Origin of the sequence: Clostridium pasteurianum DSM 525 = ATCC 6013 (genome assembly GCF_000807255.1) — a bacterium.
GTDB lineage: Bacteria > Bacillota > Clostridia > Clostridiales > Clostridiaceae > Clostridium_I > Clostridium_I pasteurianum.
Genome location: NZ_CP009268.1, coordinates 4312180 through 4336362, shown reverse-complemented (window position 1 = coordinate 4336362; position 24183 = coordinate 4312180). Strand labels below are relative to the sequence as shown.

The window sequence follows — 24183 nt, the reverse complement described above, 5'->3', positions numbered from 1 at the left end:
TAATAAACCTTTGATATTAAGGCCTTTTTTGATTTGCAGAGTTTTTAAGATTTTAAAATTAAGCACTCTTTTTAAGTGGAAAAAGATGTGTTCCAGTTCTATCTGACTGGATTTTATTATGTAGCTTATTTATATTATGTGCCATAGCTAACAGAATACTTTCCGCCAAAACATTCTTTTTACCTCTACTTAGATATCTACGAAATCCCATATCCTGTTTTATCTCTGCAAAAGAGCCTTCGGCTTGAATACTTCGATTCATTCTTAACTCGCAACCTTCTTCACTTACAATTCTTTCAAGATTCTCTTTGCGAAGCATGTTGAAGAGCTTTGAAGTTTCAAGATTTTTAACTCTATCCTCTAATGGCGTTTTACAGTTATGTCCTTTTATACATTTATTTTTTTGATTACAATTACTGCAATCCTCACATGTGTAGATTGTTTTTTTCACTTACATAACCAGTCTTACTTTTTCTTTTTATTATTCTATTTACTGTTAGCTTCTTATTATTTTTGCAAGTATAATAATCACCAAATTCATCATAGTCCATGTTTTCTATTCGGCTTATATCATCCTTATATTTTCTTGTTTTAGCTATTTCATAATTTGCTGGCTTAATATATGATAACTGTCCATTTTCTTTAGTATAAACATAATTTTCTTCACTCTCATAGCCTGAGTCTGTAGTTATTTTTAAATATCTAAAATACAAGAAGTTCTCCATGCTTTTTAGAAATGGAATCAACGTTGTGGTGTCCGCAGGCTGATCGCCTACAGTAAGCCACACTATATATTCAGAATCAACTCCATGCTGCACATTGTAAGCAGGTTTTAACTGACCGTTTTTCATGGCGTCTTCTTTCATCCTCATAAAAGTTGCATCTTTATCTGTCTTCGAATAGCTATTACGCTTACCGCAGATATGGATTTTCTGTGTGTATTCTTTTAGCTTATTAAGATATTCCTCGAGTTTTTCAATAGAACGTTGAATTGGAGTTTTCCTTTTACCACATCCATGTACAAATTCAATATTTTCTTCTTGTTTCAAGGCATAAAGTTTCTTGCGTAGCTTCTTTACATGCTTTATTTTTACTCTGTTTTCATATACGAGCTTTAGTCCGTATAGTTCTTCGCATTCAGCTACAAAATCAGCTAATTTATAAAGTAGTCTCTCCAAATTTTTTGAAACTGCTTTTTTCCAAACGAAAGTATACTTATTGGCACATGCCTCTATCTTTGTACCGTCAATAAATATAGCGTCCCCTAATATTTCTCCAATTTCATAAAGAAAGTTTGTCATTTCTGCCATAATTGTTTCTGCGCATTGAGAAAGGTGGATACTACGGAATCTTGCAAAGGTAGAATGATCTGGTACTGGTGAACCCTCTAAAAGGTACATGAAATTTACATCTCTTTTGCAGGAGGTTTCCATTTCCCTAGAAGAATATCTATGATTCATGTAAGAATAAAGTACAATCTTCAGCATCTGACGAGGCGTAGCCTGATTTTCCCTTAATCGAGAATAAGTCAAATATAAATCTGTTAAATCCATCTCCTCTACAAACTGACTTAGCAAACGCACCGAATCATTATCTGGAATCATGTAATCCATATCTAGTGGAAGTTTTAATTGATAACTTCCGCGATTTAAAGTATAATTTTTATGTAAATTAATATATTTTGCCATATGTTAATTTTACTATAAATCTTTCACTCTTCCGAGTGGGAGATTTATTTTTTTACGCAAAAAACTGTCCCACTAATTTTTTAGTGCGACAGCTCCTTAATTTTTTATGTTTTTAAGTCAGAATTATATATTCATGTAATTTCAAAATAAATTCAGCATATAAAAGTATGCGGTAAATAATTAATACTGTTGGATACAATTTACTTTATATGGTTGCATTTATTATATATAGGAATATAATAATATTGTAAATAAATTAATTATATAATATTTATTTGTGTTAAAAATGGAGTGTGATTGTATTAATGGACATTTTGGCCCCAATTTATGAGGTATTAAAACTAAATAATTAGAGGGAAAATGTACATACATTGACATTTTATTTTTAGTGCATTTTTCCTTTATAAGGAGGATGCATTATGGAAATGAATAGTTTTTATTTAAGTAGAGTACTTGGAAGAAAAGTTTTTACTGAAGATAGAATGTTAGTTGGAAAGGTTAAAGATTTAGGTATAAAGAATACTATTAAATCTCCTAGAGTTGAGGTCATAAAAGTAAAAACTTCTAATGGAATTATATATATAAGTTCAAATAATATATCTATAAATAAGGAAAAGGGACAATATGCTATAATATGTCATGAAATTAAAAAAATTGTTCTTAAAGATATTATGTTTTTATCACAGCATATACTAGATAAACAAATTATAGATGTAAATGGAAGAAAAGTTGTAAGAGTAAATGATATAAGACTAGCAAATCTAGGAAATGGAATTTTTATAGTTGCAGTGGATATAGGAACTGAAGGTATACTTAGAAGAATAGGAATCGCAAAACCAATTACTAAAATGGGATTAAAGATATCAAGTAAACTTATATTGTGGAAAGATGTAGAAACAATCTTTAGTTCAAATGAAAATATTATGCTATCTAAGACCTATAACAAATTATCAATTTTACATCCATCTGATTTAGCTGATATTATTGAAGATTTTCATGGTAATACTGGAATTATGATTTTTTCCAGTCTAGATAATTCAAAGGCAGCAGATGTATTAGAACAGATGGAAGAAGATGCACAAATTAACCTTGTAAATAATTTATCCACGGATAAAATTGCAGATATATTAGAAGAAATGCCAGCAGATGAAGTGGCAGACATTTTAGATGGATTAAGTGAACATAGGGCAGAGGAACTTTTAAGTAATATGGAAAAAGACTCATCTAATGAAGTAAGAGAACTTATGGAATATGAAGATAACGAAGTAGGCAGCTTAATGTCTACAGAATATGTTTCTTTAAAATCAGATTTGACTATAGAACAGGCCATTAATATACTTAGAAAATTAAAACCAGAAGAAGATGAAATGTATTGTATTTATGTAGTAGATAATAAAAATGAACTTATAGGTACATTGTCTTTAAGAGATATTATAATATCCAATTCAAATATAAAATTGCATAGTTTAATGAATAAAGATTTTGCATATATTTATGATAAAGACGATATAAGAGAATTGATAAAAACTATTTCTAAATATAATCTTTTGGCTGTTCCTATTGTAAATGAGAATAAAAATCTTTTAGGAAATGTAATTATAAATGATGTTATATATGAGCTTTTAAAGACAAAGAGAAGAATAGGATAGAATAGGAGGAAAGTAAAATGGAGTCTAATAAAAAAAATACTCTTATGATAAAGGTTATCCTATTTTTAACTATATTAGGTCCTGGAATTATTACTGGTAGTGTAGACAATGATGCAGGTGGAATAACAGCATATTCTATTGCTGGAGCTACTTATGGATATAAATTGATCTGGACATTGATACCTGCTTTTATTGTTCTACTTGTAGTGCAAGAAATGAATGCAAGAATGGGAATAGTTACAAAAAAGGGATTGGCAGACCTAATAAGAGAAAATTTTGGTGTGAAAATCACCTTTTTTATTTTTTTAGGTCTTATAATAGCGGATATAGGAAATACTGCCACAGAATTTGCTGGGGTAGCTGGCAGTCTGCAGGTTTTTGGAATATCAAAATACATTTCTGTACCATTTAGCGCTATATTAGTATGGATTATGGTAGTTAAGGGAACATATAAATCTTCAGAAAAAATATTTTTAATATTTAGTGTGTTTTTATTGTCATATATAGCTTCAGCAATATTAGCAAGACCTAATTGGAATGAAATAGGAAATTCTATTGTAAAGCCATCTTTGGATATGAATGAACAGAGTTTAAGTATGGTAATAGGAATAGTTGGAACAACCATAGCCCCATGGATGCAGTTTTATATGCAATCTTCTGTAATAGAAAAGGGATTAAAAATTGAAGATTATAAATATGAGTTATGGGATGTGATTATAGGCTGCGTAATTACAGTTGTGGTTGCATTTTTTATAATTGTAGCCTGCGCAGCAACTTTACATGTAAAGGGAATTTCAATTAATGAAGCAAAGGATGCCGCTATAGCATTAAAACCTTTAGCAGGAAATTTTGCTTCGGAAATATTTGCAGCTGGATTATTGGTAGCATCTATATTTTCAGCAACTATACTTCCACTTGCTACTGCTTTTTATATATGTGAAGCCTTTGGATTTGAAGCGGGTATAGATAAAACTATGAATGAGGCACCACAATTTTATATATTATTTACTGCTATAATATTAATAAGTGTAGCAATAATATTAATACCAAGAGCACCTCTTATAAAAATAACTTTAGTAACTCAAGTCATTAATGGAATGTTATTGCCTGTAGTTTTAATCTGTATGATGCTCATGGTTAATAATAAGGAAATTATGGGTAAGTATGTTAATAAGGGAATAGGCAATGTTATTGGTTGGGGAACAATTATTATTTTAATAATTCTCACCTTTATACTTACATTTGAACCTTTATTTAATAAAATTTTATAGAATGTTCAAAATAAATAGTCTTATACTACAATTAAGGCTATTTATTTTTTTTCATTTATAAGTCATAATAGTTATGAGTACATTTAAATGTTTTAAAAAATCAAGGGGGCAATGCCCATGTTTTTAGATATAAAACTAAATGGAGACTCTCCTATATATATTCAAATAAAAAATTATATAGAAGAAATGATATCAAAAGGAATGCTGCAATATGGAGAAAGACTGCCTTCAACTAGAGAATTATCTAAAATGCTCAAGGTAAGCAGAAATACAGTAATTGCAGCTTATGAGTTATTACAAGATGATGGATATATAAATATTGTAAAAGGCAAAGGAACTTTTATAAATGATATTCATATAAGCAAGCAAGAAAATTGGTATATAGATTGGAGCAAAAAGGTTAATAAATATGCTATAAACTCAGAAAAATTAGATATTATGAAGAATGAATTGCAATATAAAAAGGGTATGATATCTTTTAAAAGCATATCTCCAGATGAGAATTTATTTAACATTGAAGATTTTAAAAGAGCATTTTTAAATAGAATTTCGTTAGAAGGAAATAGAATTCTTAATTATGGATATGCAAAAGGATACAAACCACTTATTGATGAATTGTTAATTTATATGATTAATAAAGGAGTAGATATAGAACATAAAGATATATTAATTACCAATGGTTTTACAGAAGCCTTTGATTTGATATTATCATCTTTGACTAATGAAGGGGATAATATATTAACTGAAAATCCAACACATAATACAGCTATAAAACTAATGAAGCTTCATGGGTTAAATATAATAGGAATATCTATGAAAACAGATGGAATGGATATAGATGATCTTTTAAATAAAATTAAGAATAATGATAGAATAAGATTAGCTTATATTATACCGTCTTATCATAATCCAACTGGAATTGTAATGCCATCACAAAAGAGAGTACAAGTTTACGATATATTAAAAAAAAATAATATTCCTGTAATTGAAGATGGATTTAATGAGGAACTAAGGTATGGTGGATCTCATATTGCTCCAATAGCTGCAATTTCAGATAAAGGTAATGGAGTAATATATGCGGGAAGCTTTTCTAAAATTTTATTTCCAGGGCTTAGAATTGGGTGGATATTAGCTGATAAAAAACTTATTTCAATTATGGAAAGTGTTAAGAGAAGCAGAAATATACATACATCATTTTTAGATCAGGCAGTTTTTTATGAATATTTAAAGCAAGGCAGTTTTGAGAAATACCTAAAAAAAGTTAAAAGAGAATATAAGGAAAAATATAAATTTGCTATAGAATGTATTAAAAAATATATACCCTATAAATATATATATGGGGAAGGTGGAATTCATTTATTTGTAAAATTAAAAGGTATTAATTCAAGAGAAGTTTTAAAAAGATGCTATACTAAAAATGTTATATTTACTCCAGGGGATATTTTTTATATAGATGATAAAGGAAGAGATACATTTAGATTGGGAATTGCTAGAAATTCTAAAAGTGAGATAGAAGATGGATTTAAGACTATAGGAGATGTAATAAAGAGTATGACATAAATTACTATTGAAGTATTGTATAGAATTTAAATATAATTAGTTAAAATGAAATAAAAATATAGGTGGGAGATAAAATGAAAAAAAAATTAATAATAATTATTGCGGCTATTATTACTATTTCTTTAACTGGATGTGGAACAGAAAGCAATAATACTAGAAAAAGTACTAATCAGTCTATAAATCAGGAAAGTTCTGTTAACGATACAAATAATGATGCTATAATAAAAGTTATAAAAAATAAAACTAAAGCAGTAAATGATGGAAATATAAATGATTATTTAAGTAATTTTGTAAAGGATACAGATACGTATAATATAGAGAAAGAAGATAAAAAAGATTATTTTTATAATTTTAAGGTTAAGCAGGAGATATCTGATCCACAAATTTTAAACAGTTCCAATAGTGAGGCTCAAGTACAGTATGTAGTAACAACTAGTAAAATTAAAGGACCTGGATTTCTAGATAGCAAAGCATTATATGTAGATAATTTTAAAAGAGTAGGTAATGATTGGAAAATAAACAATCAGGATATTTTAAAAGTTGAGTTTAAGGATGATATCTATGAAACCATATATACTAATATACAAGCTTTAAATGAAAAAGATATAAATAAGTATATGGGCACAATAGATCAAAGTGATAATGAAGCTTATAATAAATTTAAAGATGAACAATTAGATATGTTTGATAAATATGATTTGCACTACAATCTTGAAGAAGCTGATAAGTATAAAGATGGATCAGACAAGGATACTGCGGTAGGTTTTATACAAACTATTTTAAAGAGAGATAATTCTGATTTTAAAAATAATAAAACTACTGGAACAATACATCTTAAAAAGGTCAATAATCAATGGAAGATATTTAAAATAGATATACAGAAAAAAGAAGATATAAAATAATTTATTTTTAATTATAAATATATAATTTTTTTAATAGCAGCTGGTAACTTTATCGGCTGCTTTATTTTTATTGGTTTATTTGGGATTAAATGGTATAATAATTTTGATTTACATTTTAAAATATACTTTCTTTGAATATAAATATTTTTAAGTTATTTAGAATTAGCAGAACTAATGAAAGTACAAACTATATTTGACTAATATTAAGTTATAAATAGAATATCTTTAAGTTGCATAAATATAAAAAAATCACTAAAATAGTATTAAAGGGTTTGAAGGGGATGATTACTCGCATGAAAAGAGAAGATTTTAAGATAATGTCAGATGTAAAGATAATTGAAGAATTAAAAGCTAATTTGATATGTATAATAGGGGATTTATATAAACTCTTTACTAAAGGAAGTAATGCAGCACAAGATGCTATATTAGAATGTATTTCCGGGGCAATAATATTATTGTATGTACTTGGTAGCAGACTTGGGTATTCACATCTGGAAATTGATGAAGAAATGAAGAAAAAATTAAAACTTGGTATAATTGAAGAAGATGGTATAGAAAAGGATGGAAAGGATTTAAGCAAATTATATAATCACTTGAAGGATAGAAATTAAATCTATAACTAAAAATAATGGTGACATATAATATAGGTTTAGGAGGGCAAGATGCAAAATAAAAATTATAATACAAGAGCATTAGTAGAATCGGCTATAATGGCAGCAATTTTAATAGTCACCATGTTTATAACAGTATATGTACCAATTATTAGAATAATTACGTATTTATTTTTACCAACATTATTGGTTTTAATATATGTACGAAATGGATTAAAATATGCATTATTAGGCGGTATATGCGGATTTTTAGTCAGTTTAATTCTTATAAATCCAATAACTGTATTGGGTTTAGGAGCAGTTATATTTATCGTTGGATTAACCTTTATATATTGTATAGGTACTAATAAAAAACCCTATCAATCAATATTAATTTTGACAATGGCATTTATTATAACTAATATAATATATGTTTTTTTAATTACCATATTAGTATATAAAAGTGGGTTTGTAGGTTGGGTTCATAATATGGTAAATCAAATTAATGATTCCATAAATGTTACTAAAAATATGTATATAAATATGGGCATGGATAAAGAGCAAGTAGAAAGAGCTTTAGCTGGTATAGAATCAATTAATGTAAATCAAGTATTATGGATGACCCCCTTTTATTTAATTATAATGTCATTATTATCTGCATTTTTTAATTATAAAATAACATATATTATATTTTCAAAAATAAAAATTAAGATTCAGGAATTAAAAGGAATAAATTATTTTTTTATACCAAATTTAATTGGTGCTTTTATGATAATTCTGTTATGCCTAGGTTTAATTTTTAGAAGTAGAAATATGATTGTAGGAGAATATTTGTTTTATTCAACTTATTCATTACTAGTGGTAATATTAAGTATAAATGGTATTGCTGCCATTAGTTATTTTCTCAAATATAAGCTTAAATTTTCAAATATATTTATAGTAATGACTATAATATTATTATTTTTAGTAATAAGTTATGTATTTATAATTATAGGTCTAGTAGAACTTATAATAGATTCTAGAAAGCTTGATCCTAATAGAATTAGGAAATCTAGGTGAAGGTTATGAAAGATAAATATAATTATTTTTATACTAGCAATTTTATGTATATTGCAATAATAGCTGTGTTTATTATAATAATATTTCTATATAATCACTATACTGTAGGATTTATAGCGTTATTAGGTTTTTTTATACTTACTTTTTATAATATAAAAAATATTAAAATTAAAAAAAATGAATGGAAAGAGTTTATTGAAGATTTTTCATCTAAATTAGATTCGGCTACAAAGAATACTTTGGTTAAATTACCATTTCCTTTAATGATAATAAACAATAAGGGAAATATTCTTTGGTATAATCAGAATTTATCTATGATTGTTGATAATAGAGATGTGCTGGGTAAAAAGATTGATGATATAATTAAAAATATTCATATAGAAGATATTTTAACTGGTAAAAAAAATAATTATAATGATCTTAAAATCCATAATAAATATTATGATATGTATGCAAGTTCTGTAAGTACAATAGGAAAAACTGATAGCGATGATGAAAAAGATAATATAATTTTGTTATATTTTTATGATGTTAGCGTGAAGCATAAATTACTTAAAGAAATTGAAAATATAAAAGAATCTGTAGTGCTTATAGAAGTAGATAATTTAGATGAAGTTGTTAAAAGTACTCCAGAAGACAAAAGACCTCTTTTAATAGCAGAGATAGAAAGAAATATAAATAGCTATGCACAGAGTATTAATGCTATGTTAAAAAAATATTCTCTTGGAAAATATGTTTTAGTTGTTCAAAATAAAAATATAGAAAAAGAGATGAAAAAGAATTTTGAAATTTTAGATATTATAAGAGAAATAAATACTGGCAATACTTTAGCTGTGACTCTTAGTATTGGTATAGGAAGAGGTGGAGAAACACCTAGCGAGAATTATAATTTTGCTGCTTCGGTGAGAGAACTTGCCCTGAGTAGAGGTGGAGATCAGGCTATTATAAAGAGCGGTGATAAAATGCTATTTTATGGTGGCAAAACTAAAGAAGTAGAGAAGAGGACAAAAGTGAGAGCGAGAATTATAGGTCAATCTTTAGTGGGTCTTGTAAAAGATAGCAGTAATGTAGTTATAATGGGGCATAGCAATCCTGATATTGATTGTTTTGGTGGAGCCATAGGTATATATAGTGCCATTAGAATTTTTAGAAAAGAAAGTTATATACTAATTGATTCTTTAAATGATAGTATAGAATATATTTATAAAAAACTAAAAAAAGATAAAGATTATGCTAATAATCTAAAAAGTAGTATAGATTGTGAGGATTTAATAGACGACGATAGTCTATTAATATTAGTTGATGTAAATAACTCAAATTATGTAGAAAATACAAGCATATTAAAAAAATTTAAAAAAGTTGTAATCATAGATCATCATAGAAAATCTGCCAATGTAGTTGAGGATGCTACACTTAGTTATATTGAACCCTATGCATCTTCCACTTCTGAACTTATAACAGAAATGGTACAATATATGAGTAAAGATTATAAAATGAAGCCCATAGAAGCTGAAGTACTTTTAGCTGGAATTTGTGTGGATACTAAGAATTTTTATTTTAAAACAGGAGTTAGAACTTTTGAGGCTGCTGCATATCTTAGAAAAAATGGGGCAGATACCATCGATGTTAAAAAACTATTTTCAACTGATCTTGAAAACTATATTAAAAAATCTGAAATTATAAAATCAGCAAAAATTATAGAAGGTAATATAGCTATAGCAGTATGTCCTGAGGAAGTGGAAGATAATATATTAGCAGCTAAGGCAGCAGATGAACTTTTAAATATTAAAAGTATTGAAGCTTCATTTGTATTAGTTAAAATTAAGGATATGGTATTTATAAGCGGGAGATCTTTTGGAAATATAAATGTTCAGCTTATAATGGAGTCTCTTGGTGGAGGTGGCCATATGACTATGGCAGGTTCAAATATAAAACTTTCATCAGAAAATAATATTTTAGAAAATAATTACAAAAAGTCTATTGAATATTCTGTTGAAAAATTAGAAAAATCTATTAAAGACTATTTAAGGAAGGATGAATAATAATGAAAGTTATATTATTAAAAGATATAAAGGGAACAGGTAAAAAAGGTGAGGTTATTAATGCATCTGATGGATACGCAAGAAATTTTTTATTTCCTAAGAAATTAGCAGAAGAAGCTAATGACACTAATTTACACATACTAAATCAAAAAAATGAGGCTCTTAGAAAAAAGAAATTAGAGGAGACAGAAGCCGCACAAGAATTGGCGGAAGAATTAAAAGGTAAGGAACTAAAAATAGTTGCTAAAGCTGGTGAAGGTGGAAGGCTTTTCGGAGCAATAACAAGCAAAGATATATCCTTAGAAATAAAAAATAAATTTAAAGTAAATATTGATAAAAAGAAAATAGTTACAGATTCCATAAGACAATTGGGAAACTATGAAATTGAATTAAAGATTTATCCTGAAGTATCTACTAAAATAAAAGTGCTTATAGTTGAACAGTAGGGAGGATAAAATATTGAAGTTGCAGTTTGATTCCAATAGTAAAGATGAAAATAAAATAGATGATATGCAATTAGATACAGAAGTAAATATAATGTTAAAGACATTAAAAAGCGTATTTGATGAAAGTACAATTAATTCTAGAGTAGTTAAATATAAACTTGAAAAGTTTATGAAAAGTGATAAGTTATATGAAAAATTATATGCATTGAATAAAATAGTTTGTGATGATGATGGAGTAGATACTATTCCATCAGAGAAAAATGCTAAAGAAGTTTTAGAAACTACCAATAAACATATTTCTGAATATGTAGCAAAAAGGTATATAGAGAATAGATTACAAGCTGAAGTTGAACAAGTTTTAATGGATAAACAAGAAAAGTATATAGAAGAAGTAAAGATGGGTATAATTAAAAAAAAGAAGGGACCTGAAAATGCTAAGACTTTAGAAAGATTTGAGTATTTAAAAAAATTAGATTCAAAAAAGATTAATAAAAATATACAATCAATATTAAGGCCAGAAACATTTTCAGAAATCATAGGACAGGAGAGAGCAATAAAAGCTATATTATCAAAAATTGCTTCTAATTATCCTCAGCATATTATTCTATACGGGCCACCTGGAGTTGGTAAGACAACTGCAGCCAGAATTGCTCTTAATGAGGCAAAAAAGTTAAAATATACACCTTTTGGGGAAGATTCAAAATTTATAGAAGTTGATGGTACTACCTTAAGATGGGATCCAAGAGAAATTACCAATCCTCTTTTAGGATCAGTTCACGATCCAATATATCAAGGAAGTAAAAGAGAATTAGCTGAAATAGGTGTTCCAGAACCTAAGACCGGACTGGTTACAGATGCCCATGGAGGGGTATTATTTATAGATGAGATTGGAGAACTAGATAATATTCTTCAAAATAAATTGTTAAAGGTATTAGAAGATAAGAGAGTAGAATTTTCATCATCTTATTATGATCCAGACGATGAAAATGTACCTAAATATATAAAATATCTTTTTGAAAAAGGAGCTCCTGCAGATTTTGTTTTAATTGGAGCTACTACAAGACAGCCTTCTGAAATTAATCCTGCACTTAGATCAAGATGTACAGAAGTTTATTTTGAGCCTTTGTCTTCAAAAGATATACAGAATATAGTAATTAATGCTAGTAAAAAACTGAATGTAGATTTAGAAGAAGGAGTACCTGAACTTATAAGTACTTATACTATAGAGGGAAGAAGAGCAATTAATATCTTATCAGATGTATATGGTTATGTTTTATATAATAATAGAAATTTGGATTCAAAAGATAAAATAAATATAACTAAAAAGGATTTGGAAGAAGTAATATCTATAAGTAGACTTATTCCTTATGAGACTATCGATAAAAATAATAATTCTGAATTAGGTCATGTTTATGGCTTAGGAGTAAGTGGATATGTAGGGTCTACAATTGAAATAGAAGCATCAGTATTTTCAGCTAAGAAAAAAGGAAATGGTGTAGTTAGGTTTAATGATACTGCAGGAAGTATGGCGAAAGATTCTGTATTTAATGCAGCTTCTGTTATAAGAAAAATCACTAATAAAGATATAAAGGATTATGATATACATGTAAATTTTATTGGTGGTGGAAAAATAGACGGTCCATCAGCAGGTGCTGCTATTACTGTTTGTATAATAAGCGCTCTTTTAGAGAGACCTATAAGACAGGATATAGCAATAACTGGAGAAATATCATTAAGAGGCAAGATTAAGCCTGTAGGTGGAATATTCGAAAAGATATATGGTGCAAGAAGAAAAGGCGTAAAACTTGTTATAGTACCAAGTTGTAATTTTAAAGAAGTACCAAAAGGATTAAATGACATTGAAGTAAGACCGGTAGAAACTATAGAAGAACTTATGGATATAGTATTTTGAAAAATTTAGGAGAGATGAGATAAATGGCAGCACCTCTTAGAAGTTTACCACAGAATATAGAAGCAGAACAATCTGTACTAGGATCAATGATACTGGATAAAAACGCTATAGCTGAAGCAGCTGAAATTTTAAGAGGAGATGACTTTTATAGAGAAAATCATAAATTAATTTTTAATTCTATAATAGATCTTTATCAAAGAGATATACCTGTAGATATGATAACTCTTATTGAACATTTAAGGTCTACAGAAAAGCTAGAGGGGGCAGGTGGTATTACTTATATCACAGAAATTTGTAATTCAGTGCCTTCTACAGCAAATTTAACTTCGTATACCAATATCGTTAAGGAAAAATCAATTTTAAGAAGGCTCATTAAATCCTCAACAGAAATTATTGAGGAAAGTTATAATCAACAAGACGATGTTCCAAAGGTTTTAGATTCTGCTGAAAAGAGAATATTTGATATAGCACAAAATACAGTGAGCAGTGATTTTGAGTCATTAAGTACAGTTCTAGAAAGAGGATTTTTAGAAATTGAAAGACTTTATAATAATAAAGGAGAAGTAACAGGTGTGCCTTCTGGTTTTCCTGAATTGGATGCAAAGACATCAGGTTTTCAAAAGGGTGATATGATTCTTATTGCAGCGAGACCATCTATGGGAAAAACAACCTTTGCTCTTAATTTAGCTGAATATGCAGCGCTTAGAGCTTCAAAAAGTATAGTGGTATTTTCTCTTGAAATGTCAAAGGAACAATTAGCCTATAAACTTTTGTGTTCTGAGGCCAATGTGGATATGTTGAAACTTAGAACCGGAAATCTTGAAGATAGTGATTGGGATAATATAGCTAGGGCATCTGGACCTTTAGCGGAAGCAAAAGTTTATATAGATGATACTGCAGGTATATCTGTTATGGAAATGCGTTCTAAATGCAGAAGAATAAAAATAGAACATGGTATAGATATGATAATAATAGATTATCTTCAGCTTATGTCAGGAAGTGGTGAAAGCAGACAGCAGGAAGTATCAGAAATATCAAGATCTATTAAGGCATTAGCAAAAGAAATGCAGTGTCCTGTTATAGCACTTTCACAGCTTTCTCGTGCACCTGAACAGAGAACAGATCACAGGCCTATGTTGTCAGATCTTAGAGAATCTGGATCAATAGAGCAGGATGCAGATCTTGTTATGTTTTTATATAGAGATGAATATTATAATAAGGAAACCGAGGATAAAAATGTAGCAGAATGTATTATTGCAAAACAGAGAAATGGTCCTACTGGGACAGTGAAACTTGCTTGGCTTGGTCAATTTAGTAAATTTGGAAGACTTGATATTATCCACAGAGAGGAATAAGAAAAATTTTAGAACTATACACATATCAATGCTTTACGAGATTTTAAATTATAAAGCGTACCAAAAACGTACTAATATAGATCATCAAGTTTATTAGCAATATCTTTACCTTTATTAGGGTACAGGTGTGAATAAGTGTTCAGTGTTGTTTCTACTTTTTCATGCCCAAGTCTTTCAGCAATTAACAGTGGGGTAAAACCGAGTTCGATAAGTAAAGAGGCATGAGAGTGTCTTAAGTCATGCAATCGAATTCTTTTTACTTCACTTTTTTTACTTATTCTTCTCATTTCATATGTTAAAAAAGATTTTGTAAAATTGAAAATCCTATCTTCTTCCTTAATACCATATATGTTATCCTTATATTCTTTTATATCTTTACATAGAGATTCAGATATTGATATCTTGCGTTTACTCCTAGGGGTTTTGGGCTCGCTTATAATATCTTTTCTATTAAGCCTTGTACATGTCTTATTGATATTTATAGTTTTATTATTTAAATCCACATCTTTAAATGTAAGAGCCATAAGTTCACCGCTTCTCATTCCTGTCCAAAATAAAATTTTAAAAGCCAATTCAGAAGCTGATTTATCATCAAATTGAATAAACTTTTTGAATTCTTCTACTGTCCAAAATTTCATGCTTTCAGCATCTTTTTTCCCCATTGGTCCAGCCTTTAGAGCAGGACTACTATCTAAATTATAATATTTGATAGCAAAATTAAAAATCGCACGTATCTGATTGTTTATTGTTTTTAAATATGTTTGTGAATACCCTTTTTTTATCATCTCATTTTGCCACTTCCTTACACTATTAGGGGTTACCTCATTTACTTTTATTTTATTAAAATAGGGACTTATGATAGTATCTATTATAAATTTTTTAGTTTTCATAGTAGTTGGTCTTACTCTAGTTGTAACATCTTCTAGATATAAATCAGCAAGAGTTTCAAAGCTCATATCACAATTATTTTGTTGCTTTTCTAAAAACTTTCTTTCAAAAGCTTTTGCTTCACTTTCTTTTTTGAATCCTTCTTTCTTCTTTCTTTTTTTAGCTCCTGTCCAATCAGTGTAATAGAAAGAACAGTACCAGGTACCTCTTTTCTCATCTTTGTAGGTTGGCATAAAATCATCTCCTTAAAGCTCAATACAAACATATGTTCTGATAAAAAGTAAAAAAATATACATACTACATATGTACCACCTCCTTTTGTTATTATTTAAATGCTTTCATAATATATAAGCTTGGCTCAAAATAAACTATGTAATTATCTATCTCATAATACAGACCATATTTTTCCTTATAGTATAGGATAGCATTTTCTAAATAATCTTCTGTTACTTCTAGATATTCAGCTAATTCATATCTTCCCTGTATGCCTTTTTCAAATGCACTTATTAACTGAACTATTCCTGCTGAATTTTTATATCCCCAATTCCTAGCACGTTTTTCTTGTTTTCTATTTCTTATATCTTTTTGATCTGTTATATCCCCATAGGTAGTATAATAATGTCCAAGTTCTTCAAGTAGAACACAATATTTATGTTTATCCGACTTTAATCCTCTTCTTATAGCTATTCTATTTCCATAGCACATTCCATCTCTAGCTCTAAGATCTTTCTCTTTAACATTTAAATTTAAATTATCACATTTTTTAAGTAAGTTTTCATATTTCAAGTAACATCTTCCCTTCAAACGAACATATATATTTTACCACTCATTATCATTTTTCATGATATCTATATCATGTTGCTTGTCTTGTTCAGAGACTTTTATATCTTCTCTGTCATGTGCTGCAAGAGGGGTAGATTGGTCTTCTTTACATCTGTTATATTCCATATCTAAAATGGTGTTAACTGTATGTTTACCTTTGGTATCTAAAATTCTATATTTACTTATTATTGTATTTTCTTCAGGTGAAAATTTGGTTTTGATTGTATTAATTTTATTATTATCTAATCCTAATAAATGTGCAGGGGTTGTTTCTAAAATTATGGCCAAAGGCTCAAGTATGGTTATTGGTAAGTTTTCTATATCGTTGCTTTCATATCTATATATAGTAGCCCTATTTTTCCCTAGCTTACTTGCAATATCATCAACGGATAAATCCAGCTCTTTTCTTCTTTGTTTTATTCTATCGCCTATATTCATGTTTTTTCTCCTTTTTCTGTTATAAGTATATTATATATTATTTTCGCAAATATGCAACTATAAATATAATAAAAAATAAAAAAATCGCTTAAAATGCAAAAAAAGTATTGACTATTAAGAAAAGCAGATGTATTATTAAATCAATAAATCGCATTAAATGCGACAAAGAAAAGAGGTGTGAAGTATATGCCTAATATTAATAAATTAAAAGGCAAAATAGTAGAAAAGGGAAGAAATGTTGAAGATTTAGCAAAAGCTATTGGAGTAAACAAATCAACCTTATACAGAAAGTTTAGAAATGACGGAGAAAATATTTCCATTAAAGAAGCTATTCAGATAATTAATGAATTGAATTTATCCATAGAGGAAGCAAATGCAATTTTTTTTAATCACTTTGTCGCATATAATGCGAAAAAAATCAAAATGAGGAATTAGGAAAGGAGGACATTGAATGTCAAGCTTTTACAGAGTTGATGATGTTCAAAAGATTTTAGATGTATCTTCAACTAAAGCTTATAAAATTATCCAACAGCTAAACAAAGAACTTAAAGAAAAAGGCTATATTACTATCGCTGGGAGGGTGCCTATCAAGTATTTCAAAGAAAAATATTATTGCTAATTTTATTTAAGGCTGAAAAGCCTTTTATAAAAACTTCTTTTAAGACAGGCATAAACACTTCTCAATATATTCTATGTTCTATATGGAATATTATTACAAAAAATATTAAATTCATTTCTTAGAGTGCCGCCAATGGCAAAAAAGTAAAAGGAAGGTGAGAAATAAATGATAGATGTTTATAAAAATGAAGATAAAAAATGTGAGTGCTGGAAGTGTGAATTAAAAGATAAATGTAATTTTAAAGACAAGTATCAAAGACTTCCGAGAACAGCTCCAGGAGCATTGGGCTTGTGCAAAAAATTGTAGAAACCGTTAGTAAAAATGTAATGAGGTGATAACTTGAACAAATACCAAAAGGTTATTAATCAAATTGCTAAAGATGATCTTAAGGCAAGTTTTAGAAAAGTATCTTTCAAAGTAGTTAGACAAGAAATAAGAGCTTTTGCTAAAGAGCTTAATTACAACTTAAAGGAATTAATTGAGCACAAAAATTATTGTAAGGGCATTAATCAATTAATATTTACTCATAAAAAACAGATTATAGAATCCAATAGGCTACTAGATTCACTTGAAAGGAGGTGAGATTAATGAAATATGAGGTTGGTGAAGTAATAACTTTAGGCGCTGCAATGGTATTTAATGATGATGGTTTAGCTTTGGTTGTTACAGATGGAAGATATGTTGAACCTAGTTTAGATGAGGAGGATTAAATATGATTAATGAAAATTATGCAGATCACATTAGAAGCAGAGCTTTAGAAGTAGCAGAGTATATGCTTAAGTCAAAATCTACTATTAGAGAAGCTGCAAAGAAATTTTTTATAAGTAAAAGTACAGTACACAATGATCTTGTAAAAAGATTACCCGTAATAAACCCTAAAATTGCCGCTGAGGTACATGAGATTTTGGCTATAAATAAAGCAGAAAGGCATATAAGGGGGGGGTTAAGAACAAAGGAGAAATACAATGCCATGCACTAAGATGATTAAACTTACTACTAAAATTAGTAAACCTATGACATTAGAAGAAGTTTTCAAGCAGTATGAGAGGTTTCTTCACAGATTAGTGCAGAAATGGGATAACACCTATGAACATGAAGAGTTATTCCAGGTTGCTAGTGTAGGGCTTATTAAAACCTATAAAAGCTATGATATCAACAAAGGGTTTATCTTTATGACGTACCTTGGCAGAGTTGTTAATAATGAGATTCTAATGTTTAACCGTAGACAAAGAAAGTATAACAGTAATAAAAGTATGGAAACAGTTATACATGTTGATTTTGACGGTAATGATTTAACACTAAGTGAGGTTATAACTGATGAAATAAATTATGAAGAAATGATACTGGATAAGATTGATAGAGAGAATTTACCAGGAAAGATAAGAATACTTCTTAATTCTTTAAATGAAAGAGAAAAAGATGTAATAACTTGTATGTTTTTTAAAGGGTTAAATCAAGGACAGATTAGTAAAAGACTTGGAATATCTCAATCTTACATCAGCAGACTTATACAAAGAAGTCTTAAGAAAATGAAGAATAATTATGAACAAAAAAAGAGCTACAAAAGTAGCCAATAAATAAAAATCGTCAGACCTATCTTAATATAAAGTAGGTCAAAAGTCAAATTTTAATAGGGGGGTCAAAATTGAAAGATAAAGTAGCATTAATTAAATTTCAAGGCTACCAGGAATACATGGAATACTCATATTTCACTGATATAGAAGATTTAAAAGAAGGTGATGTATTAGTAGTACCAACTAACAAGTCCTATTCCATAGGTTATTTTTCAAGGTACTCAAATAATAAGCAACATGTTAAAAATGCATCTAAGTGAATTGTTCAGAAAGTAGATGTTGAAGCTTATGAGGAAAAATTATTTTTAGGAGGTTTTGATTAAATGAACACTACTGAAATACCATTAAAAAAGGTTACTGTAGCACAAGTTGTTAAGGCACACTATAGGGGTCTAAGAACAAAGATTAATGGCGTTAATTTTATAGGAACTGAATACCTCTTTCTAAAAGAAGTATTTGCAACCAAAGGTTTTAAAAATAGAATTAATAAGCTATCAGAAATCAAGGAAATAAAGGAAAATACTTTTGAACATTTGAAAGACTCAGACCAATATAAATGCTCTGATGATGGTGTGAAATATCAGCTATTAGCTAAAGATTCAATAATAGTTTTAAACACTAAAATAGGGGATATTGGTATTAACTATAACTATTACAGCTATTTTAAAAAGCTTGGGACAGAGTTGAGATTTACCAGTAATACTACACCCATAGGAATATTTAAAGATGATGAGTTTATAGGAGTAGTATTACCAATAAGAATAAAAAAGGATTTTACGTATTAAAGAGTTGTGTCCAATGGGGGAAAATTTAAAAATAGTTCAAGAAATTATGTTTAAGGGTATTAAAATTACAACTACCCAGGAACAAGATGTATCTTTTGAGTTTCTACCACTAACAACTAACTTAACAATATCAATTTATTTCAGTGGTAAAAGTGGTAGAAATAATGGATTAACCAAGAGCTGGTCCGTAGATGTAAAGGAAAGTGATCTTTTACATGAAGTATTAAAAGATTTACAGTCTATAGAAATTGTAGAGGATGATTTCTTAGGATAAAACAGAAAATTAAAAATTTAGGAGGAATAGAAAATATGAAAATTGTAGCAGAGTTCAATTCAAACGAGGAATTATTAAGCTTTATAAGTACTTTTGGTACTAAAACAGTATCACAAATAACTAAAGGTGCAGGATCACAGCAAGTTGGAGCTAGTAAAAAGGTAGAAAACAAAGTAGCTAATGATGATGTGGAATTAACTAATCCAGTTCAATTACATTCACCTGAAAAGGAAGATGATAAAAAAGATGTTACCCCAAAGGTAGATGCAAAAGAAGATAAAGCGCCTACAGAAAATACAAAAGAAGATTCTAAAGAGCCTAAGATTACAAAGGAAATGGTTAGGGGTATATTTGGAAAATTAGTTAAGTCTGGTAAAGCTAGTAAAGCTAAAGAATTAACTAAGAAGTATGGTGCTAGTAAAGTACCTGATATAAAAGAAGAAGATTATGCAGCAGTTTATAAAGAAGCGGAGGGATTATTATAATATGGCACAGCATGCAATATTAAGTGCAAGCTCTGCATCAAGGTGGATGGCATGTCCTCCTTGTGCGAGACTTGAACAGAAATTTGAAAATAGGACCAGTCCATATGCAGCAGAAGGAACTCTTGCACATGAACTTGGGGAAATTAATTTAAAGCACAGCTTAGGTGAAATAAATAAAAGGAAATTAAACTCAGAAATTAAAAAGATAGAATCACATGAACTTTATACAGCTGATATGCCTGACTATGTAGAAACTTATGTTAATACATGTTTAGAGAAGGTATCCGAAGCTAAGGCAAAGACAAAAGATGCATTATTTAAGATAGAACAAAGACTTGATTTTAGTGAATGGGTACCTGAAGGATTTGGAACTGGTGATTTTGTAATAATTGCAGATGGAACTATGGAAATATGTGACTTGAAGTATGGAAAAGGTGTTCCAGTATCAGCTATAGGGAATAAACAAATGAGATTATACGCTTTAGGAGCTATAGCAGAGTTTGGTTTCTTGTATGATATTGAGAATGTAAAAATGACTATTATCCAACCTAGACTTGATTCTATAAGTACTGATGAAATATCAGCAGATGAACTTATAGAATGGGCAGAAGAATTTGTAAAACCTACTGCACAACTTGCATTTAATGGTGAAGGAGAATTTTGTGCCGGAGAACACTGCGGATTTTGCAGAGCTAAAACAGTATGCAAGGCCAGAGCTGATAAGAACCTGGAATTAGCTAAGTATGAATTTAGAACTAGTGATACCTTAAGTGACAAAGATATTGCAGATATCTTAGGTAAAGCTGAAGAACTATCTAAGTGGGCAAAAGATATACAAGAATATGCTTTAGACCAAGCTTTACAGGGGGCCAATTATGAAGGCTGGAAGATAGTTGAGGGTAGAAGTAATAGAAAGTATACAGATACTGAAAAGGTAGCTGAAATACTTCTCAATAATGAGTATAAAGAAGATAAAATTTATAAACCAAAGGAACTTCAAGGACTAACCAATATGGAGAAATTAGTTGGTAAGAAAAAACTTACAGAGCTTGTAGGTGAGTTTATTGTAAAGCCACCAGGAAAACCAGTGCTTGTGAATGAAGACGATAAAAGACCAGTATTTAATTCTGCCAAGGCAGATTTTCAAGAAGTTAAAGAAAAGTGAAAGATTAATTTTAAAGCTTGTGAAGAATGTAATGACCCTACATGTTTCTTTTTTCACAATAACAGATGTACGTATATAGACTAAGAAGTTAAATAATTCAAATATAAAGGAGAAGATAATTATGTCAAATATTAAAGCAACTAGAAATGGAACAAAAGTAACTACAGGAAAGGTTAGATTAAGCTATGCACACCTATTTGAGCCTCATGCTATAGAAGGAAATGAACCAAAGTACAGTGTAAGTGTAATTATACCTAAGACTGATACAGAAACATTAAAAGCTATCAAGGAAGCTGTAGCAGAAGTTAAGGAGCAAGGAAAAGTTAAATGGGGAGGAAAAGTACCGCCTAATCTTAAAACACCTCTTAGAGATGGGGATAGTGAAAGACCTGATGATGAAGCTTATACAGGTTGCTACTTCTTAAATGCTAACAGCAAAAATAAACCGGGTGTAGTAGATGCAAGTGTACAACCAATACTTGATGCTACAGAAGTATATAGTGGCTGCTATGGTAGATTAACACTTAACTTTTACCCATACAGTGCTTCAGGAAATAAAGGGGTAGCTTGCGGACTTGGGAATGTTCAAAAATTAGCTGATGGAGATCCATTAGGAGGATTCACTAGAGCCGAAGATGATTTTGACGCTGTAGAATCTGCTGAAGATGATTTCTTAGGTTAATATGATGGATACGTTAGCTATAGACGTTGAAACATATAGTGATTTAGATATTAAGAATGTTGGGGCTTACAAATATTGTGAGTCCCCAGCTTTTGAAATAATGCTATTTGCTTATGCTTTCAATGATGAACCAGTTCAACTTGTAGATTTAATGAGTGGTGAAGATTTACCGGATAGGGTAATAGAAGCTCTTGAGAATCCGGATATTATAAAGACTGCTTTTAATGCTAATTTTGAAAGAAACGCTATTAGTAATGATTTTATACTAATAAATTGTCTGCCGGAGCAATGGCAATGTACTATGGTAAAAGCCTATACTATGGGATTACCTGGTTCACTTGATATGGTAGGTAAGGCAATGCATTTTCCAGAAGATAAGCAGAAAATGAAAGAAGGTAAAGCTTTAATACAATATTTCTGTAAACCATGTAAGCCAACTAAGTCTAATGGTGGAAGAACTAGAAACCTTCCAGAACATGCACCGGAGAAGTGGGAAACTTTTAAATTATATTGTAAACAAGACGTTGAAGTTGAAAGGGGTATAAGAAATAAACTATCTAGGTATAAAACACTAGATAAGGAACAGAAATTATGGGAACTGGACCAAAAGATTAATGACCGAGGTGTTGGCACTGATTTAGTATTGATAGAAAAAGCTATAGAATGTGACACAAAATACACTGAAAAACTTAAAATTGAAGCTATAGAATTAACAGGGCTTAGAAACCCCAATAGTGCAGCTCAATTAAAAAAATGGATTGGTGATAGAGTTGGCCATGAAATTACAAGTCTTACAAAAGACAGTATTCCAGGACTTTTAGAAGAATCTAATGATGAAAAAGTAAAGAGAATTTTAGAGTTAAGGCAGCTTATGGCCAAAACAAGTATTAAAAAATATGAAACTATGCAGAGAGCTAGGTGTAAAGATGGTAGAGCTCATGGTTTATTGCAATTTTATGGTGCTAATAGAACAGGAAGATGGGCAGGAAGATTAGTTCAAGTACAGAATCTACCGCAGAACCATTTACCGGATTTAGATGATGCCAGAAACTGCATAAGGGAAGGTAGATTTGATGATGTAGAGTTTTTATATGATAGTATTCCAGATACTCTTTCACAGCTTATAAGAACAGCTTTTGTGCCTAGAGAAGGAAATAGATTCATGGTAGCTGACTTTAGTGCTATTGAAGCTAGAGTTATAGCATGGCTTGCAGGAGAACAATGGAGACTTGAAGTTTTCAAAACTCATGGGAAGATATATGAAGCTTCAGCAAGTCAAATGTTTAAAGTACCCATAGATAGCATCAAGAAAGGTTCTGACCTTAGACAAAAGGGAAAAATAGCAGAACTTGCACTTGGGTATGGTGGAAGTGTAGGAGCTCTCACATCTATGGATAAGAAAAAGAGTATTCCTGAAGAAGAACTTCCAGAGCTTGTGCGGCATTGGAGAAATGCTAATACTCATATAACTACCTTTTGGTGGGATTGTGACAAAGCAGCTAAAAAGGCTATCAAAGAGAGAACTACAGTAACTTTACAGCATGGAATTAAGTTTATATATGATCCAGGGGTTTTATTTATACAGTTACCTTCTGGTAGAAGATTATCTTATATAAGACCTAAGATAGAACCTCATGAAAAGTTTAGTGGGGATAAGATAACTTATGAAGGTATGGAACAAACAAGTAAACAGTGGAAAAGAATAGATACCTATGGCCCTAAGTTAGTGGAAAATATAGTTCAGGCTACTGCAAGAGATTGTCTTGCTGAAGCTATGTTTAAAGTTGAAAAAGCAGGATATCCAATAGTAATGCATGTACATGATGAAATTATAATGGATGTACCTAAGGACTATGGAGCTATAGAAGAAGTCAATAAGATATTTGGAGAACCAATAGACTGGGCTCCAGGACTTCCACTTAAAGCTGATGGATATGAATGTAGTTATTATATGAAAGATTAAAAGGAGAGTGTAAA

At 29.5% G+C, this 24183-nt stretch carries 27 protein-coding genes and 1 pseudogene; 24 read left to right on the top strand and 4 right to left on the bottom strand.

The features are described from left to right. Positions 1–58: 58 nt before the first annotated feature. Positions 59–1688: pseudogene (locus CLPA_RS19835) on the bottom strand (IS1182 family transposase). Between the two features lie 419 nt (positions 1689–2107). Between CLPA_RS19835 and CLPA_RS19830 the strand changes: the two are divergent. The 10 genes from CLPA_RS19830 to CLPA_RS19785 all read left to right on the top strand — a co-directional run bounded on the left by CLPA_RS19830 (position 2108) and on the right by CLPA_RS19785 (position 14474). Beyond that, positions 2108–3337: a magnesium transporter MgtE N-terminal domain-containing protein gene (locus tag CLPA_RS19830; RefSeq protein WP_003444898.1), complete on the top strand. Its 1230-nt coding sequence runs from the start codon at positions 2108–2110 to the stop codon at positions 3335–3337. 17 nt (positions 3338–3354) lie between these two features. Continuing rightward, entirely contained in the window at positions 3355–4608 is a 1254-nt protein-coding gene (locus CLPA_RS19825) for an Nramp family divalent metal transporter (protein WP_003444900.1), read from the top strand. Between the two features lie 117 nt (positions 4609–4725). Beyond that, positions 4726–6168, top strand: coding sequence for a MocR-like pyridoxine biosynthesis transcription factor PdxR (gene pdxR, locus CLPA_RS19820; protein ID WP_003444904.1), 1443 nt, complete (start codon positions 4726–4728; stop codon positions 6166–6168). 74 nt (positions 6169–6242) lie between these two features. Next, positions 6243–7070, top strand: a complete 828-nt coding sequence (locus tag CLPA_RS19815) for a hypothetical protein (RefSeq protein ID WP_003444905.1) — start codon at positions 6243–6245, stop codon at positions 7068–7070. 293 nt (positions 7071–7363) lie between these two features. Next, a complete protein-coding gene (locus tag CLPA_RS19810; RefSeq protein ID WP_003444906.1) occupies positions 7364–7681 on the top strand; it encodes a MazG-like family protein in 318 nt (105 codons plus the stop codon). A 51-nt stretch (positions 7682–7732) separates the two neighbouring features. Further along, a complete protein-coding gene (locus tag CLPA_RS19805; RefSeq protein ID WP_003444908.1) occupies positions 7733–8719 on the top strand; it encodes a DUF2232 domain-containing protein in 987 nt (328 codons plus the stop codon). Between the two features lie 5 nt (positions 8720–8724). Next, on the top strand, positions 8725–10761 hold the full coding sequence (locus CLPA_RS19800; protein WP_003444909.1) for a DHH family phosphoesterase: 2037 nt from the start codon (positions 8725–8727) through the stop codon (positions 10759–10761). Between the two features lie 2 nt (positions 10762–10763). Further along, positions 10764–11207: a 50S ribosomal protein L9 gene (gene rplI / locus CLPA_RS19795; RefSeq protein ID WP_003444910.1), complete on the top strand. Its 444-nt coding sequence runs from the start codon at positions 10764–10766 to the stop codon at positions 11205–11207. A gap of 64 nt (positions 11208–11271) precedes the next feature. Further along, on the top strand, positions 11272–13119 hold the full coding sequence (gene lonC, locus CLPA_RS19790) for a Lon family ATP-dependent protease (protein WP_371877736.1): 1848 nt from the start codon (positions 11272–11274) through the stop codon (positions 13117–13119). A 23-nt stretch (positions 13120–13142) separates the two neighbouring features. Then, entirely contained in the window at positions 13143–14474 is a 1332-nt protein-coding gene (locus tag CLPA_RS19785; protein WP_003444912.1) for a replicative DNA helicase, read from the top strand. Positions 14475–14545: 71 nt separating this feature from the next. Here CLPA_RS19785 and CLPA_RS19780 read toward each other — a convergent pair whose 3' ends face one another. The 3 genes from CLPA_RS19780 to CLPA_RS19770 all read right to left on the bottom strand — a co-directional run bounded on the left by CLPA_RS19780 (position 14546) and on the right by CLPA_RS19770 (position 16622). Next, positions 14546–15595, bottom strand: coding sequence for a tyrosine-type recombinase/integrase (locus CLPA_RS19780; RefSeq protein ID WP_003444913.1), 1050 nt, complete (start codon positions 15593–15595; stop codon positions 14546–14548). A 91-nt stretch (positions 15596–15686) separates the two neighbouring features. After that, positions 15687–16148, bottom strand: coding sequence for a hypothetical protein (locus tag CLPA_RS19775; protein WP_003444914.1), 462 nt, complete (start codon positions 16146–16148; stop codon positions 15687–15689). A gap of 33 nt (positions 16149–16181) precedes the next feature. After that, positions 16182–16622 carry a helix-turn-helix domain-containing protein gene (locus CLPA_RS19770; RefSeq protein WP_003444915.1) on the bottom strand — a complete coding sequence of 147 codons (441 nt, stop codon included), beginning with the start codon at positions 16620–16622 and terminating at the stop codon, positions 16182–16184. A gap of 186 nt (positions 16623–16808) precedes the next feature. On the opposite strand from CLPA_RS19770, the gene CLPA_RS19765 reads away from it, so the two are divergent. The 14 genes from CLPA_RS19765 (at position 16809) to CLPA_RS19710 (ending at position 24169) form a co-directional block, all read left to right on the top strand. After that, positions 16809–17057, top strand: coding sequence for a helix-turn-helix domain-containing protein (locus CLPA_RS19765; protein WP_003444916.1), 249 nt, complete (start codon positions 16809–16811; stop codon positions 17055–17057). Between the two features lie 16 nt (positions 17058–17073). Continuing rightward, positions 17074–17241 (top strand): hypothetical protein, encoded by a 168-nt coding sequence (locus tag CLPA_RS19760; protein WP_003444918.1) that lies wholly within the window; start codon positions 17074–17076, stop codon positions 17239–17241. A gap of 165 nt (positions 17242–17406) precedes the next feature. Next, the gene (locus tag CLPA_RS21300) at positions 17407–17547 is read left to right on the top strand and encodes a hypothetical protein (RefSeq protein WP_003444920.1); all 141 of its coding nucleotides are present in this window, start codon (positions 17407–17409) and stop codon (positions 17545–17547) included. A gap of 33 nt (positions 17548–17580) precedes the next feature. Beyond that, entirely contained in the window at positions 17581–17823 is a 243-nt protein-coding gene (locus CLPA_RS19755) for a hypothetical protein (protein WP_003444922.1), read from the top strand. A 5-nt stretch (positions 17824–17828) separates the two neighbouring features. After that, entirely contained in the window at positions 17829–17951 is a 123-nt protein-coding gene (locus CLPA_RS21965) for a hypothetical protein (protein WP_257786225.1), read from the top strand. Positions 17952–17953: 2 nt separating this feature from the next. Then, positions 17954–18220 (top strand): sporulation transcriptional regulator SpoIIID, encoded by a 267-nt coding sequence (gene spoIIID / locus CLPA_RS19750; RefSeq protein ID WP_003444924.1) that lies wholly within the window; start codon positions 17954–17956, stop codon positions 18218–18220. Then, complete coding sequence (locus tag CLPA_RS19745; RefSeq protein ID WP_003444925.1) at positions 18207–18818, top strand: sigma-70 family RNA polymerase sigma factor; 612 nt, start codon at positions 18207–18209, stop codon at positions 18816–18818. Before spoIIID ends, CLPA_RS19745 begins: the two co-directional genes overlap by 14 nt. A gap of 68 nt (positions 18819–18886) precedes the next feature. Then, on the top strand, positions 18887–19075 hold the full coding sequence (locus CLPA_RS19740) for a hypothetical protein (RefSeq protein ID WP_003444926.1): 189 nt from the start codon (positions 18887–18889) through the stop codon (positions 19073–19075). A 63-nt stretch (positions 19076–19138) separates the two neighbouring features. After that, the gene (locus CLPA_RS19735) at positions 19139–19600 is read left to right on the top strand and encodes a hypothetical protein (protein ID WP_003444927.1); all 462 of its coding nucleotides are present in this window, start codon (positions 19139–19141) and stop codon (positions 19598–19600) included. Positions 19601–19613: 13 nt separating this feature from the next. Next, on the top strand, positions 19614–19874 hold the full coding sequence (locus CLPA_RS19730) for a hypothetical protein (protein WP_003444928.1): 261 nt from the start codon (positions 19614–19616) through the stop codon (positions 19872–19874). A 35-nt stretch (positions 19875–19909) separates the two neighbouring features. Further along, positions 19910–20359, top strand: a complete 450-nt coding sequence (locus CLPA_RS19725; protein WP_003444929.1) for a hypothetical protein — start codon at positions 19910–19912, stop codon at positions 20357–20359. A 1-nt stretch (position 20360) separates the two neighbouring features. Then, on the top strand, positions 20361–21524 hold the full coding sequence (locus tag CLPA_RS19720; RefSeq protein WP_003444930.1) for a DUF2800 domain-containing protein: 1164 nt from the start codon (positions 20361–20363) through the stop codon (positions 21522–21524). A 121-nt stretch (positions 21525–21645) separates the two neighbouring features. Beyond that, positions 21646–22206, top strand: a complete 561-nt coding sequence (locus CLPA_RS19715; RefSeq protein ID WP_003444931.1) for a DUF2815 family protein — start codon at positions 21646–21648, stop codon at positions 22204–22206. 4 nt (positions 22207–22210) lie between these two features. Then, positions 22211–24169, top strand: coding sequence for a DNA polymerase (locus CLPA_RS19710; protein WP_003444932.1), 1959 nt, complete (start codon positions 22211–22213; stop codon positions 24167–24169). Positions 24170–24183: the final 14 nt, after the last annotated feature.